Annotated in this window: 12 protein-coding genes; 11 read left to right on the top strand and 1 reads right to left on the bottom strand. The window is 40.0% G+C overall.

Going from position 1 to position 16465, the window contains the following annotated elements:
• Positions 1 to 193: 193 nt before the first annotated feature.
• The 5 genes from ACP8HG_RS09455 to ACP8HG_RS09435 all read left to right on the top strand — a co-directional run bounded on the left by ACP8HG_RS09455 (position 194) and on the right by ACP8HG_RS09435 (position 6766).
• Positions 194 to 1045, top strand: coding sequence for a pyridoxamine kinase (locus ACP8HG_RS09455; RefSeq protein WP_338656816.1), 852 nt, complete (start codon positions 194 to 196; stop codon positions 1043 to 1045).
• 401 nt (positions 1046 to 1446) lie between these two features.
• Positions 1447 to 4479: an efflux RND transporter permease subunit gene (locus tag ACP8HG_RS09450; protein ID WP_438298551.1), complete on the top strand. Its 3033-nt coding sequence runs from the start codon at positions 1447 to 1449 to the stop codon at positions 4477 to 4479.
• 187 nt (positions 4480 to 4666) lie between these two features.
• Positions 4667 to 5905: an NADH:flavin oxidoreductase/NADH oxidase family protein gene (locus ACP8HG_RS09445; RefSeq protein ID WP_340742446.1), complete on the top strand. Its 1239-nt coding sequence runs from the start codon at positions 4667 to 4669 to the stop codon at positions 5903 to 5905.
• Between the two features lie 248 nt (positions 5906 to 6153).
• Complete coding sequence (locus tag ACP8HG_RS09440) at positions 6154 to 6354, top strand: cold-shock protein (protein ID WP_025783429.1); 201 nt, start codon at positions 6154 to 6156, stop codon at positions 6352 to 6354.
• A gap of 85 nt (positions 6355 to 6439) precedes the next feature.
• Positions 6440 to 6766 (top strand): MmyB family transcriptional regulator, encoded by a 327-nt coding sequence (locus ACP8HG_RS09435; protein ID WP_354312542.1) that lies wholly within the window; start codon positions 6440 to 6442, stop codon positions 6764 to 6766.
• Positions 6767 to 7186: 420 nt separating this feature from the next.
• Here the strand turns inward: ACP8HG_RS09435 and ACP8HG_RS09430 are convergent, their stop codons facing one another.
• Positions 7187 to 8389 carry an AI-2E family transporter gene (locus ACP8HG_RS09430; RefSeq protein ID WP_354312544.1) on the bottom strand — a complete coding sequence of 401 codons (1203 nt, stop codon included), beginning with the start codon at positions 8387 to 8389 and terminating at the stop codon, positions 7187 to 7189.
• A gap of 594 nt (positions 8390 to 8983) precedes the next feature.
• Here ACP8HG_RS09430 and ACP8HG_RS09425 point away from each other — a divergent pair.
• The 6 genes from ACP8HG_RS09425 to ACP8HG_RS09400 all read left to right on the top strand — a co-directional run bounded on the left by ACP8HG_RS09425 (position 8984) and on the right by ACP8HG_RS09400 (position 16109).
• Positions 8984 to 9694: a LysM peptidoglycan-binding and 3D domain-containing protein gene (locus tag ACP8HG_RS09425; protein ID WP_340742444.1), complete on the top strand. Its 711-nt coding sequence runs from the start codon at positions 8984 to 8986 to the stop codon at positions 9692 to 9694.
• A 322-nt stretch (positions 9695 to 10016) separates the two neighbouring features.
• Complete coding sequence (locus tag ACP8HG_RS09420) at positions 10017 to 11288, top strand: polysaccharide deacetylase family protein (RefSeq protein ID WP_438298550.1); 1272 nt, start codon at positions 10017 to 10019, stop codon at positions 11286 to 11288.
• A 20-nt stretch (positions 11289 to 11308) separates the two neighbouring features.
• A complete protein-coding gene (locus ACP8HG_RS09415) occupies positions 11309 to 11812 on the top strand; it encodes a sigma-70 family RNA polymerase sigma factor (RefSeq protein ID WP_338655994.1) in 504 nt (167 codons plus the stop codon).
• Positions 11809 to 12882, top strand: coding sequence for a S26 family signal peptidase (locus ACP8HG_RS09410; protein ID WP_438298549.1), 1074 nt, complete (start codon positions 11809 to 11811; stop codon positions 12880 to 12882). The genes ACP8HG_RS09415 and ACP8HG_RS09410 overlap by 4 nt, the downstream gene beginning before the upstream one ends.
• Before the next feature lie 204 nt (positions 12883 to 13086).
• On the top strand, positions 13087 to 14565 hold the full coding sequence (locus ACP8HG_RS09405; protein WP_438298548.1) for an S-layer homology domain-containing protein: 1479 nt from the start codon (positions 13087 to 13089) through the stop codon (positions 14563 to 14565).
• A 194-nt stretch (positions 14566 to 14759) separates the two neighbouring features.
• The gene (locus ACP8HG_RS09400; protein ID WP_340742440.1) at positions 14760 to 16109 is read left to right on the top strand and encodes an S-layer homology domain-containing protein; all 1350 of its coding nucleotides are present in this window, start codon (positions 14760 to 14762) and stop codon (positions 16107 to 16109) included.
• Positions 16110 to 16465 lie beyond the last annotated feature (356 nt).

Below are 16465 nucleotides of genomic sequence, written 5' to 3'. Positions count from 1 at the left end.
TTCCTCACTTTAATGAATATTTTGGTTGCTTTAACTTTAGCAAAGAGCTGACTGTTGTTAAAGTGTCAATTTCATTGAAGTGTAAAGGGTCAGATTGTTTTGTCTGTAAATTAATAGTTTTTGGTGCATTTTCGCCTCTGCATTATTATGATACGATGAAGAGAGTACAAGTAGGATTAGTTAGGTGGCGAATGTGATTAAAAAAGTTGCTGTAATTCAGGATATGTCATCTTTTGGGAAGTGCTCGTTAACGGCTGCAATTCCTGTGCTATCAGTGATGGGTGTACAGGCAGTTCCATTGCCAACTGCGATTTTAACGGCGCAGACTGGGTATCCAAGCTTTTATTGTGAGGATTTAACGTCAAAAATGGACTATTTTGTGGAGGAATGGAGAAAGCTTGGTGCAACCTTTGATGGCATACATACAGGCTTTGTGACAGGAAAAGAGCAAATTGATAACATATTTCAGTTTTTACACGTGTTTCATTCGAGTGAAACGAAGCTGCTTGTCGATCCGGTAATGGGCGATACGGGCGAGGTATATAAAATGTTTACAGGCGAGTTACTTGATCGTATGAAGGATTTAGTGAAGTCCGCTGACATTATTACGCCAAATATTACAGAGTGTTGCTTGCTTACAGGGTTGTCGTATGAGAAGCTACAGAACTATCAAAATGAGTCAGATTATATTCAGGTGCTAGAGGAGGCGGGCCATCAGCTACAGCATGAAACAGGGGCGAACGTCATAATTACTGGTTTGAATCCGCCGCCAGCAGATGCGAACAAACGCTATGTAGGCAATATGTATATCGATGCAAATCGCTCATTTTATAGTATCCGTGACTATAATGGTGAGAGTTATTCGGGAACTGGTGATTTGTTTGCATCGGTCATAATGGGTGGAATGATGCGTGGACAGGACATAGTGGAGTCCATGAAGCTTGCGGAGGCATTTTTAGCCGCTGCGATTGAAGCTACGTCAAAAGAGCAAGTTCCGAACGAGGCAGGCGTGAATTTCGAACAATTTTTGCGAATGTTGCTTTAGGTGGTTGACAGTTAACTGGAAATTACGACCGATGTTCGGAGTCGTTTCTAAATTGAAAGTGTGACTGTCATCTATCATGACCTACAATATGGTTTAACAATACGTACAAGAGCAGTATACTTCCTTTGGAATAGGGAGGTATACTGCTTTTTGCGTAATAAAGAGCTTTATTCCACACATCATTAATTTAAAGTATCCGGTTCTGAAACTATTCGAAATTCAACGAGAACCTGCTACCCATTATCGCTAAGCCTTAGGTCTTAGAAAAGGATAATACTAAGGTTCAATGTGGAATATATTCCTATTTTATACAATAGAGATGCAACTAAAACGATGGAAGGGAGCATATACTTTCAAGTCTGATTTTTTGAATTACTTTAGTTTTTAGGAGGAGACTTTCTATGTCGATATTTACCAAATGGGCTTTTGGTAACAGGGCCGCTGTAGCTGCATTAACCATTTTAATAATAGTGATAGGCGTCGTCAGTTATTTTAGACTACCTATGGAGTTTTTACCATCTGCCGATAATCCGCAAGTCACTATTATTTCCATGGGTCAGGGAACTGACTCCAAAACAATGGAATCCGAAGTAACCATCCCGATTGAAAGAGCAATTACAGGATTAAATGGTAAAACCTCAGTCTACTCTACAACTGGAGATGGATTTTCAAAAGTGGATCTGTTCTTCGAGGCAGGAACTGATATGAAACAAGCCAAACAGGACGTACAAGAAGCGTTAAGTAATGTAGCTTTGCCTCTCTATCTCTCCAAGCCGACAATCTCACAGCTAAATACTTCTATGATTCCAATTGCTAACATTGCCGTCAGCTTTAATGAAGGTTTGACTACCGAAAATCTGGATTTTGCACGTGAAAAACTTCCATCTCTCTATCAAGAAATTAAAGGGGTTTCCAAAGTAGATGTCTATGGGATTACAGATTCCATCATTTCAGTCAAGATTGATGATGGAAAATTAGCTGAAAATCAGATTTCTCTTCAAGCGGTTATGGGGATTCTTCAAGGTCAAAATACTGCTGTAGCTGTCGGTGAAAAGATGATCGATGGAAAAACAAGTAATATTAAAGTAATAGGTGATTTAACAAGCATCGAAAAATTGAAAGGTTTAACGATTACACCCGATTTAACGCTTGCGGATATTGCAACGGTTGAAGAAACAAAAGATGCGAATTTCATTAGCCGTTTCAACGGTAAGGATAGCTTAGATATTAGCATCACAAAGGATAGTCAATCCAATGCAGTGACTATTAGCAAAGAAATTGAAAAAGTAACAAAGGAAATCAATGAAAAGTATAATCAGCAAGAATCTGTTATTTATATATCCTCTGCTGATTTGGTAGAAAATTCTGTTCACACGATGATAAAAGAAGTACTCCTTGGCGCACTATTTGCAGCGATTGTCATTATGCTCTTCCTACGAAATATCCGTTCTACCTTTATTACCATTGTATCGATTCCTTTATCCCTTTGCTTCACACTATTTCTACTGTCATGGTCTGGGGTGACATTGAATATTTTAACACTTGGCGGTGTCGCTGTTGCAGTTGGGCGTCTAGTTGACGACAGTATTGTCGTCATCGAAAATATTTTTCGCAAAATGCAAACAGAGAAATTCTCCGTCCAAATGATTATTGATGCAACGAAACAAGTAGGAGTCGCTATTACTGCTTCTACATTAACAACAGTAGCCGTATTCTTACCGATGAGCTTATTAAATGGGGGCCTTCAAGAATTCCTTTTACCATTCGCTTTAACGGTTACCTATTCTTTGCTCGCATCTCTGCTCGTCGCTTTGACGGTTGTTCCGTTAATGAGTGCGGGATTATTGAAGAATACAAAGTTGCCTGAATATAAGCCTGCCGTTCGTTTTCCGAAAATGGTTACATGGTCCTTAAACCATAAATGGATTGTCTTCTCGATTTCCATCTTCCTTTTCATCGGATCCATCGCTACTTACTTTGTCATCCCAAAAGGTGCAGTTGATAGCTCCTCTGCAGACTATGTCTTGACCACGCTAAGTTACCCGAATGATACACCAATTGAAAAAGTAAAGGAAAAAACAATGGAACTGGAGTCATCTATTCAAAAAATGGATGAAGTAAAACATGTGTTTTCACAGGTAGGTTCTCCAGCTGAAGCGGCACAATATGGCTGGGTTGGATCACAGACTGAAGCAACGTTCAGTATTTTATTAGAAGATAAAAATGATACAGAACACATCGTAAAAGAAATGGAAAAGAAAAAAGATCAATATCCTGATGCCCTCTTAGAAGTAACTACCTCTTCCTTTATGATGGGAGGAGCAAGTACGAATATTATCATTGATGTAGTAGGTGATAATTTAGCAGATTTAGAAGATGTGGCAACTACTATAAAAGAAAAAGTACAGATCCTTGAAGGCGTAGAGGAAGTTACGACCAATCAAGATGAAAAGAAAACAGTATACTCCCTCGTTGTAGACCCAACAAAAGGAAACACCGAACAAATTGCACAACAGTTAGGAGTGATGTTAAATAAGACACCAATTGGAACGATTAGTTTAGATGATAAACAAAAAACTGTATTTCTAGAACCTCTCCTAGATACAAAAACACCTGAAGACATAGAAAATATACCAGTCATGACTGATACGGGTCTTGTCCCTGTATCATCCATTGCTAAGTTACAAAGTGAAGAGCGTTCAACTAACCAGTTCCATAAAGATGGGGATGCCTACCTCCGAGTAACAGCTTCAGTTGATCCAGCAAAGCTATCGGAAATTTCGAAGGCAGTAAATCTAGAAATTTCCGGCGATAACAATGACAAAAAAGGCATAGATCTTCCGGAGAATGTCGATGTTCTAGTTGGAGGATCAAGTAGCCAACAAGCAGATGATTTTACAGATTTATTTCTCATTATGCTTGTTTCCATCGGGATTGTATTTTTAATAATGGTTATCACATTTAAGTCAATCAAAGCGCCAATCGCTATTCTTTGCTCTCTACCACTAGCTGCAATAGGAGCCATTTTAGGAATTCTTATCAGTGGAATACCAGTTGATATCACGGCACTTCTAGGAGCATTAATGCTAATTGGTATCGTCGTAACAAATGCGATTGTACTTTTAGACCGAGTAAAACAAAATGAACAAAAAATGATTATTCGTGATGCGCTTGTTGAAGCAACCGCAACAAGGATGAGACCGATTTTCATGACTGCGATTGCAACTATCTGTGCGATGCTTCCACTTTTAGTGAAACAAGCAGAATCAGGAAGTTTAGTATCACAAAGTCTCGCGATTGTTGTTATCGGTGGATTAGCCATGGCGACCCTGCTAACTCTGATTGTTATCCCTTGTATATATGAATTGCTTTATTTTAGAAAGTCTAAGAAACAGCGAATTAGTCAGGCTGCTGAACAAGATATTTCTATATAATAAAAAACCAGACCTAAGCTTAAATGCTATTGGTCTGGTTATTATTGTTCGTTCTTGCTTCTTATTAAATTTTAGGTACTATGCGTGACACTATTCAGCGTATACAATACAATTGTATAATAATACAAAATAAATCAATACCTTTGCGTTCTCTACATATCTGAAATAGTAAGGAGACATGCTAAAAATGAATCAATCAAAGTCCGTTTTGGGTATTTCTCTACCACTTCCAAATGGAACAATCATTAAGAATAGAATTTTTAAATCTGCCATGAGTGAAGCGTTGGGAACGGTTTATCAAAATCCAACTGAATCATTGGTTACTTTATATAAAACCTGGGCTGAGGGGGGTGCGGGTATTGTCATGACAGGTAACGTTATGATAGATCGAAATGCTTTAGGAGAGCCGAATAACGTTGCTTTGGAAGATGAACGTGATTTAAAGATGTTAATGAAGTGGGCGAAAGCGGGAACTGAAAATGGGACTCACCTTTGGATGCAGCTTAATCATCCAGGGAAGCAGTCACCAAAAATGATTTCAAAAGAACCTGTAGCACCAAGTGCAGTTCCTCTTACAGGAGGTTTAAAACGATTCTTTAACCAACCACGTGCTCTTCAGGTGTCTGAAATTGAAGACTTGATTAACCGATTTGGAGAAGCAGCAAGAATTGCGAAAAAAGCAGGCTTTACAGGTGTTCAAATCCATGCAGCACACGGATACCTTTTCAACCAGTTTTTATCCCCTTACCACAATCAGCGAACAGATGAATGGGGAGGAACCTTAGCAAATCGAATGAGGTTTTTGGAAGAATCGTATAAAGAAATCCGGAAACAAGTCGGGAGATCATTTCCAATCGGTATTAAACTTAACTCAGCTGATTTTCAAAAGGGTGGATTCACTGAAGACGAGTCCATGGAAGTTCTTCAGAAAATGTCCGAATTAGGGATTGATCTCATTGAAATTTCTGGGGGGAATTACGAGAATCCGATAATGATGGGTGTAGATGTAAAAGAAACTACAAAAAAAAGAGAAGCGTATTTTATAGACTATGCAAAAAAGGCTCAGGCATTAATCACTACTCCAATAGTAGTCACAGGCGGCTTTCGTACTCAAAAAGGCATGGAAGAAGCTATTGCGAACGGAGAAATTGATATGGTTGGAATTGCAAGACCTTTTGCCTTAGTGCCGGACTTGGCAAATAGAATCTTTAATGGCAGTTATGAAACCGTTCATGCAAAACCAATCCGAACGGGGATTAAACGAATAGACAAGAGTGCTTCCTTGTTAGAAATTGGTTGGTATGAACAGCAGTTAGCAAGAATGGGGAAATCTAAATCTCCAAACCCTGACCATAATGTCTGGATATCTTTAATACAAAATCTTCTAGGGAATGGTCGTAGTGTCTTCTTTAGAAGAAGAGCATAGACGATACCGTTATGGTGTGTAGTTCTTTATTTTTTTGTATAATTATTCAAAAGTGTAAGTAGTTCGTCTTTGTATCTGATACCCCTTTTTAGAGCAGGACCATTTGCTGTTTTAACATATATCTGTTATTCTAAGAAAGAGTTATTTTTGTTCGTTTTCAGATTGAGAAAAGATTTTGTTTTTCGTCTAAGTATTTGAGCAAGGGTAGTAACACATTGTGTGGATATCCGCACTAGGAGGCAACAATTATGGAACAAGGTACAGTTAAGTGGTTTAATGCAGAAAAAGGTTTTGGATTCATCGAGCGTGAAGCAGGAGAGGACGTATTCGTACATTTCTCAGCAATCCAAAGCGAAGGTTTCAAATCTTTAGACGAAGGTCAAAGTGTAACGTTTGAAATTGAACAAGGACAACGTGGCCTACAAGCTACAAACGTTCAAAAAGCTTAATAATAGCTAGAAAAAGACCCTACAAGTAGGGTCTTTTTTTATTTGCTTAAATTAATTTTTGGTACCCTGCTATGATGAGCGGCATTTGATTCAACTATTGTTTTTAGAAAAGAATTTTCGAGATCGCTTACAAAACTTAGAGGAATTTTCAGCCTATTCGGTTGCTGTCTGGAGAAGTATTTATGATCGTTTTCCAGAGGATGAGATTTTGAATGATCTTCTGGCAAAGCTAAAAGAACAGAGTCAGGTCTTCAAATCCCTATGGGAAAAACATCATATCGAGCAAAAGAAGGTTAGTTTTATTTCTATAGGAGATGATCAAGGCCAAATCAAACAATACCGAATTCACTCTTCCTTACGAGTAGACGAAGATGAAGATTTGAATTGGTGTATGTATATTCCTCTTTCATAAACTTTTATAATTTAACCTAATATGTTCCTGTTCTTTCTTAGAAACAAACTATCTCCTTTGAACATGCAATGCACGATGATTTTACTTGAAAAAATGTTGCATTCAATAGGCTGTTTCGTAAGGCTAAAATCAGATTTTCGTATGGATAGGGAAGGTTTAGAAAACTTCTTCAAAATACAAGATCGAACAGTTCTGTGTGTTTGCTCGTATTCATAATATGAATTTCGAAAATGCATTTCAGTAGTATATTTTAAAAAAAGAACAGACATCTGTGGATGTCTGTTCTTTTTTGTATAATTACTTGAATGTGTAAATTTTATTCTTTGTGTCTGACACAGGCACCTCTTTTATTCGTTAATAGAAATGATTTTGTCGCATGAATAAATAATAGATGATCTGTATAGCATCCTGCACTGACACTCATTTTTTTATTTTCCCAATAGGTGTGCTTGGTTTAGGGGCGGGATTATAGTCCTGCTCATATAAACCTGAATATGTCTGATACCGTATAAATAGATGCTCAAAAATCACTTTCATTACGGCATACGCTGGAATACCAAGAATCACTCCAGGAATACCGAATAATTTCCCAGCCGTCAGCAAGACTACAATAATGGTTACTGGATGTATTTTCAAATTACTGCCTAAAATTAATGGTTGTATTAGCCGTCCTTCAAGAGTTTGTTCAATGGCAAAAACGATTATTACTTTAACAAGCATCCCAGGTGAAGACACTAATGCGATGATTAAGATTGGAATAATTGCCAGAAAAGAACCTAAATAGGGCACTAAATTTAATACACCAGCTAATATTGCTAGTAACACTGCATATTCAAGACCGATAATTGCAAACCCAATCCAGAACATTAATGCAACAAAAAAAGCTACCAATAACTGGCCGCGGATATATTGACTAATTTGCGTATTGATTTCTTTTAATAAGTTATACGTACTTAATCGCAACTTCGTCGGAATAAGTTTCATTGTATAGTAAGGTAAATTTCGACCATCTTTTAATAGAAAGAACAAAATAATTGGCATCGTAATAAGGGCAATTACAATATTAGTCATTGTTCCTAGCACACTACCAATTCCGGAAAAGGTTGAATTCACGACACTGTTTGCCTGCTCAGAAATAGATTTTATAATGCTTTGATTTACATCGGTCAATTGAACCTGTAATTGGGAAAATATATTACTTCTCAATAAATTATCGAATTGAGCAATGACCTTGTCCCAATAATTCGGCCAGTTTTCAATTAGACTCATTGTCTGCTCACGTATGATTGGAATTAGAATGATAATCCCCCACACAACCAAGCCAATAATAATCATAAAGACAATCGCGATTCCAGCAATACGTGGGATTTTCTTTTTTTCCATCCAATCAATCAAAGGATTTACCAAATAAAATAAAATACCCGCCATTAAAATGGGTAAACCAATCACACTGAAAAATCCTTTGATTGGATTAAATAAATACGTGATTTTAGAAAATACAAGGAGATTTAGCAAAACCAATAATGAGACCAATAAAATTGTTACAACTTTATTATTTAAAAACCATTTCCAAAACCAAGTAGCTGCACTTTTAACACTAACTTTGTCTTTTTCTTGCTCCATGTTCCATGCCTCCTACTTCACAATGACTGTTTACCACATTGTACCATGACCGTCTCCCACTACGATGGAAATACAAAACTTCTGCATCTTTCTTAGCCTGCGCCTTATTGAACTGAACACGGATGACTTAGCAAATTTACTTGGTCGTACGACTTAGTTTTTGGTGCCTATTCAGTAAAAAAACACAATTTTATTATAATATAAAGTAAATCAACACCTATACGGTTTGTCTTTACTTTTAGTGTGATTGCTTAAAAGTGTTTAGTGATTGTTATATAGGTAACAATCACTAAACACTCTTTAAATCAGGTTACTGCAATATCTGTGTCATCTAAATCAGTTTGTTCAAATGATTTTTTCGAAGACAGAATCCCTTTCTATTATAATTCCCACTTATTTGTAATATTTATACATTAATAGATTGCATTCAATTTCGTACTAAAACCCAGTCACTCCTGCTCTTTATATTACAAATAAATCAATGAGGTGAATAGTGTCACGCGATTGATATCTCCTGCACACAATTCTGTAACGGCTATGATATCTGCGGGTGTTATGCTAATGCAGGTTAGTGAAAGGGAGGAAATTCATCACATGAAAAAACACATCATTGCACTAGCGGCACTAGCAACATTATCAGTAGGGGCGGCGGGTCAAGCATCTGCATCTAGCGTCCATACGGTAGAATCGGGAGAGACATTATGGTCTATTTCACAAGAGGCTAATGTAAGCGTAGAAGAATTACAAACTTTGAACGGATTAAATTCTACTCGTATCTATCCGTCACAAAAACTAAAAGTGGAAGATAAGATGGAAGTACACGTAGTTGTGAAAGGTGATACTCTTTTCGAAATCGCGAAAAATAACAACCTCTCAGTGGATGAATTAAAGAATAAGAATGGTATTTCAAGTGATATCATCCGCCCAGGAGAAAAATTAGTAGTAGAAGGGTCAAAAACAGCTTCAGCAAATTCATCTACTAACAATGTTACAAGGAAAGCTGTTGCTTCAGCAACTAATGAAATGACAGTTTCAGCAACAGCGTATACCGCTTATTGTGAAGGATGCTCGGGTGTAACGGCATCGGGTATTGACTTGCGTTCAAATCCTGACAAAAAGGTCATTGCGGTTGACCCTACAATAATCCCGCTAGGAACACGCGTGTGGGTTGAAGGGTACGGAGAAGCCATTGCGGGAGATACTGGCAGTTCTATTAAGGGGAAAAGAATTGATGTCTTTATGGAAAATGAGCAAGACGCACTAAATTGGGGACGTAAAACGGTTACGATTAAAGTTCTAGATTGATACTATTACCGATTACTGGTAGTTAGAAGTTTTACTGAAATTGTAAAGAAAAGAATGCAACTCAGCCTTGTACGTAAAAAGGGCTGAGTTTTTTGCGTATCTTCAAATACCTGCGGGCGATGGGCTAAACAAATGACAAACGGACTTATTTATCAAGAAATACAAAAGCTAATTCAAATGAGGGATTAACCTATGAAGTATCCTCATCTTTGCGTGCAGTCACCCGGCTTCAGCATAGATTCTCCCATCCCTAAAAAACTTTTGAAACTTTTTCTGAAAACCTACGTCTGTACGTTGCTTAATAGACAGTGGAGGTAAAGGAATGAGGAAGATTTCCAGTAAATTGTCGTTTGTTGTTTGCTTGATTGTATTTATAATGAGTATTGGTGAGATATGGATTTTGGTTGAATCGCAAGGAAGAGTGTTTGCGCAGGGTAAGGAAGCGGAGCGGTTTGTCACGAAGCGGGTATTTGAACGGGTGTTGACAGTGCAGGAGCGTCAGCCGATTTACATGAAAGGGGCGGCCTTGACGCAGATTGGCGAGTTGGAGGCGGATCAGCCCGTTGCTATCACAGGTGAGGATGAGGCATATTATGAGCTTCGATTGGGAAATATGACAGCCTTTGTCCGTAAGGGGCAGGCGATGGTTGAAAAAAAGAGGCTTTCGACAGTTGTACATACGGAGCGGTTGGCTGCGGTTCATACGCTGCAAAAAACGGCAGTTTACGAGGATGCTGATTTGCAGAGCAGCGTTATACTGGAGTTGGAAGAAGGGTTTCGCTATCCGATTGTACGGGAGGAAGAGGATTGGTATATCCTTACAATAGGAGAGCGACCAGGATATATTTCTAAGCAGTCCGTTGCAATGGATGCGGGACTACCAGTGCTTGTATACCATCAGGTTTTGCCTCGCGAGTCGATGAGAACGATGGATAGTACGATTTCATTGGAAGCATTTGAGCAGCAGATGGGGTACTTGGCGGATCATCATTTCGAGACGCTGACGGCACATCAGCTGTATGATTATTTGGAAGGGCGCCTTGTTGTACCGAGCAAAGCAGTGCTCATTACATTCGATGATGGGTTATTGTCAACGAAGGAGTATGCATATCCCGTTTTGAAGCAATACGGGTTTCGTGCGCTTCAGCACATTATTTCCTCACGTACGGATCGGGCGCAGGGAGCGCAGCTGTTTGATGCGGAAGGTCCGCTGCAGTTTTTTACTGCTGCAGATTTAGAAGAGCTGGCGGATGTTTTCCAGTTCGAAGCACATACATATGAATTGCATTCACTTAATAAGGTTTCAGGTGAAGGTATTGCGTTAGATCGTTCAAAAGAAGAGATTCTTTTGGATTTACGGCAAAATATTGAGCAAGTGCCGGCAGCGGTTTCATTAGCCTATCCGTATGGGCATTATACTGAGGATTTCATCGCGGCGGCTAAAGAGGCAGGGGTGCTGATTGGCTTTACGACGACCGAAGGGTATGCAAATAGGAAGACTTCAAATTATGAAGTATGCCGATATGGAATAACAGAAAAAAAGTCGTTTGAGCAATTTGTTGCGTATGTGGAGGGGGATATGACGTGGCCGTAGAAGAGGGCGAGGGTTTGTAAATGAGTACTATTGATCAAATAATCGATGAGCATTCGCGTTATTTAGTGCGTATCGCTTATTTATATGTGAAGAATTGGTCGACTGCGGAGGATGTTGTACAAGAAGTATTTATTACGTATTTTCAAAAGAGTGACCAGTTTCGCAATGAGGCATCCTTGAAGACCTATTTAACGAAAATGACAGCCAATCGTGCAAAAGATTATTTGCGCTCGTGGAAGCATAAAAAAGATGTACTGTTCGATACAATCTTTGTTTCGGCAAAAGGCGCAGAAGAAGTAGTGTTGGAGCAAGAGCGGCTGGCAACACTTGAAAAAAATCTTTTCCTGCTTCCGTTAAAATACCGCGAGCCTTTAATATTATTTTATTATGACGAGCAATCTATAGCGGAAATAGCAAACTATCTGCAGCTGAATGAAAATACCGTAAAAACACGGCTGCGAAGGGCAAAGCAGCAGCTAAAGGAATTTTTTGAGGAAGAGGACGGGGAGGTAGAGAGCAATTGAGCGATTTTAAAAGTAAGCTCGATCAAATGATGGGCGATACATCGAAGCAGGAAAGGCGGATAAAGCAGCGTGTACATGAACGTGTACGGCCACCGGTTAAAAAGTTTTCTTGGCAAGTGCTATTTGTCTCTGCGGCGATACCTGTAGTTGCACTGTTTTTTATACTCACAATCGACCCTCTGAATTTTCTTTCTTCAAATAAGGGACCAGGTGTCCCATATGATCCACTGGATGACTTGGCGCAAATCTCGGCACTGCAGAAGAAGAATCAACTGTCATCAGTTGATTATGAGGAATTTGCGTCACTTCCGAATTTTGATCAAGTCGACGGTCTATATTATGTGGATAAAGAAAAATTTTCATTAACAGGGAGTTCGGATGCATTCCATACGGTCATTGAGCGCAAAGCGAATTTATTCGATGAGGTTGTCTATGAGGCGGGCGACATTGTACGCACGATGACAAATACGACTAGCCATTTACCGACATATATGGATGCCTACTACGAGGTGATTGCGGTCCCGGGAGATCGTGTCGTGCTGAAAAACGGCCAGTTGAAGATAAACGGCAAACCGTTGCCATCTGAAATTAGGGATCGTTATGAAAAACAGGGAATCGCGATTGTAGGAGGTTACGACCAGCTGTTGAATGCGCGCGAATATTTATTAGTGAACCATTTTCCAGCAAGTAAAACGGTGCAGGGGGCAGCGATTACCCCAGTGCATAAAATTTATGGAGAAGTTGTAGGCATAGCAACGGAAGAGCGTACCCATTCGATGTATATGGATTATTTATCCGGACAGCTTACTGGTGAATATACACCGGAGCAATATTTTGATTTGTATTTGTATGACGAACTGTTGGGCTTCGGCAATTTGCCGGAAACGCCTGCGTTTACACAAATTAGCCGGTTAGGTGAACTTTTTTTAGAGGCATCTTATCGGAAAACGGCTCCTGTTTCTGAGAATGAGCTTGAAATCCACTACCAATATGAGCGAGAAGGGCTAGCGGAGCGGGTGTTTACAATGAAGCAGGATGCAGGCTCAGATCGTTGGGTGATAGCAGAATAGCAAAGGAGGGGTATGGGAACCCCGCCATAATTTTTTTCGGAAAACCAGGTTGGCAGCTGTCCAGAAGAAGTAGCCGTCAACCAACCGCTCACTATATAGAGACACCAACCTGGTTTTCCATCAGCTAGTTTGAAAAACATTGGTAATAGCGAATAGTTTCTTCTATATCAAAAACTACTACTAGAATAGAAAGGAAGAATGCGAGTGAGGAAGAAACTTATTATGGTACTCGGCGCACTATTGCTCGCTTGCGGTCTGCCTTTATCCGGCACGTTTGCAGCAAGCACAGAGCGATTTTCAGACGTACCATCATCAAAACATTTTGCAGAAGCAGTCTATAATTTGGCGGAACGCAATATTATCGGATGCTATCCGGACGGCACATTCAAACCCGGAAACTCTATCACAAGAGGACAGGCGGCCGCAATCATCGCGAAGATGATCAAGTTGGACACCTCTAAAGTGAAAGATCCAGGGTTTAAAGATGTCCCGAAAGCGAACGGCTACTACAAAGCCATTGCAGCTATGGCGGAAAAAAGCATCATCAGCGGCTATGGGGATGGACGTTATGGTCCGAACGATCCAATTACACGTGGACAGATGGCTTCGATTCTCGTTAAAGCGTTCGATTTGCCGCGTTATGACTTCACGTCGTATAAAAGTCCATTCGAAGATGTGAAACGTGGGACAGGTCATGATCCGAATATTTTGACCATCTACAGACTTGGCATTACTACAGGAAAATCTGCTGACAGGTTCAGCCCGAATGAGTCCATTACAAGAGGACAAGCGGCTAAAATGCTGAAGGCGACCGAGGAAGCGAAGGCGCCGATTGTTACGGTGCGGGCAAGCGACTACAAGTGGGAACAGTTTAAAATGTTCGATTCCAATCATAAGGATACCGGTTTGTTCCATGCAGTGGTAGGAAGCGATAAACCCAATAGCCGTACGGCGGATAAGATCCACTTAGTCCCGCTACAAGAAGGGACGGGTACATTTAGTGTCGCTTTAGTGTATTCGGGAAATCCGGATAAGAAATACTACCAAAAGTATTATGTGCATATCAAAGAAGTCGATGGCGAGCTGAAGTTGACATTGGAAGAGACCGAAGATTTTTTAACTACACCAGCTATAATCAGTGTTAAAGAACAAGTCCAGAACGTTTCGCTCTCCACGATGGATGGAAAGAAGCTGTCTGACAACGTGAAGTTCAGCAAATGTCTCTCGAACAGTCCCTCTGATTGCTACGATGCTGAAGAGGTCAATCAGGATGGCAAGTATAATAATATCCGTATCGGAATCGATAAACCGGGTCGGTATATCGCCACTGTCCGTTTTGCTGATGGAGAAGAAGTACGGTATGGCATGGTGGTGGAAAGTTCCGCTCCGAGTTTTTATTTCAGCATGCGGATATTAGAGGAAAAGACGTCCGCGACATTGAATTTGGGAGCAGATGGGGAGATAGGAAGACATGTACTACCAAAAGATGCCGAGCAGATTGCCGTGGTCACAAGAGATCCAGAAAGTAACTTGTTCCGCGCTGATGCCAAGAAAGCAGGTTCATTCTCCATTAAGTTCCCGGACAATACCGACAATTATTTCCTAGGCATCAATGTGTATGTAGAGCAATTAGGCCCTATTATGAATATTGGTATGTACAAGGATGTCTACGTGGACCACTGATGGAAGGAGTATAAATGAATTTAGGGTACCAGCATCCATCACAATTTCGAACTGTATTAGACACTGGTACCGCTTTTTATATGGAGATACCATAGTGGTTTTCCAACCACTCAACAGTATGGATTTAAGGTGCCTGTGGAATGAATCATTTCTTTCCGCAGGCACCTTATTAAAAAATAGGAGGTTCTATCATTTTGAAAAGTAAACTGACTGCCGTATTGACGGCTCTACTGCTCATTTTCGCTGCGATCCCATTTCAAGCACAGGCTGCCACTCAGTTTTCCGACGTGGGTAAGCATTGGGCGAAAAATGAAATCATGTATTTATCCGACCGAAATATTATCGGCGGCTATCCGGATGGCACATTCAAGCCGAATGAGCCAATCACCCGGTCGCAAGCCGCATCGATGCTCATCAAGGCATTAAAAATGCCACTAGCGGAAAATACCTCCGTCGCATTCAAAGACGTATCCAAAAAATCACCGTATTATCAGATCCTGGCGACGGTGAATGAAAAAGGAATTCTCCGCGGCGACAATGGCTACATGCGTCCTGGTGAAAAAACATCTCGCGCGCAAATGGCCGCGATCCTGCGTCGCGCGTTCGACATGCCGCTCGACAAGCAAGCAACATTTATTGACGTCACACCGTCACACTGGGCCTATCAAGACATCAACGGAATCGCAAAACAGCGTGTCGCGGGCGGATCGAACGGCAAATATATGCCATCAGACTCTGTCACGCGTGCACAGTTTTCGGCATTTTTAGTCCGTGCCATGGATGATAAGATGAAGCTCAGTAGCTATCGTTCATATGTCAGCACGAAAGGGAAAACCGTTGAAAAGGATGGCTTTACCTATTTCATTGATTTGGATGAGGTTGGGTATTCTGAACTTATCAAAAAAAATATGGCAACCGACAAACGTGAAGTGTTATTAAAGTCCAAAGACGTACCGATAAGCAGTTGGGATTATTCCAGTGCTTTATACTTATTTTCAGATACCCGATTTATTGTCTATAACGAAGAGATTTTCATCCCATACTATAGCGGCGGATTTCATGAAGCGGATGAATTACCATTCGCTTACGCTGTGATGAAGATGAAGATTGATGGACAAGATTTGGTGAAAATGAAAGAGCCGAGCCAGATGAGTAATATGTTTGTTTGGAATGACCGGATCTTCTACACAGATATGGGTCCACGCGCGATTGGTCCGGATGATTTTAAGGACAGTACGCTAGTGTTTTATTCCACAGCGATGGATGGCAGCAGCGAAAAGAGGAAGGAATTTACTTTTGACGCACGTGCAACATTTGACCTTTTTGATGTCCATAGAAATCGCGAAGCGGGCGGAGAATTCCTCTCCGTGCTGCAAGACCACTCCACGATGTATTATTTCAATAAAAAAGGCGTCTTCAAGTACAGTTTACTGGATAAAAAAACAATCAAGTTGTCGAATATCCTTGGGAAACGGATGGAAGTGACGGATACGCAGTTGATTGTGACAGACACGAAAGGGAAGAAACATTCGTTGAAGAAATGATAAAAAGACTTCACTATTTTTAGATAACTGTGCGCGAAACTATTTAGGGAATAGAATACAATTCTATAATAATGCAAAGTAAATCAACACCTATGCGATTTTTCTTTAATTTTTGCATAATTACTTGCATGTGTAAATTACTCGTCTTTTTGTCTGACACAGGTACCTCTTTAATATTCGGAAAACCAGGTGTTATTTGTCCAGAAAAAGAAGCCGTCAACCAACCGCTTACTATATAAAGACACAAATCTGGTTTTCCATTCACTCAATTTTAGGTACCCGTGCGCAGAGCTATTCAGTAAAGACAACTCAATTCTATAATAATACAAAGTAAATCAATACCTATTCGGTTATTC

Origin of the sequence: Sporosarcina sp. FA15 (genome assembly GCF_051550195.1) — a bacterium.
In the GTDB taxonomy this organism is placed as follows: Bacteria; Bacillota; Bacilli; order Bacillales_A; family Planococcaceae; genus Sporosarcina; species Sporosarcina psychrophila.
This window is presented reverse-complemented; position numbering and strand designations above follow the sequence as displayed.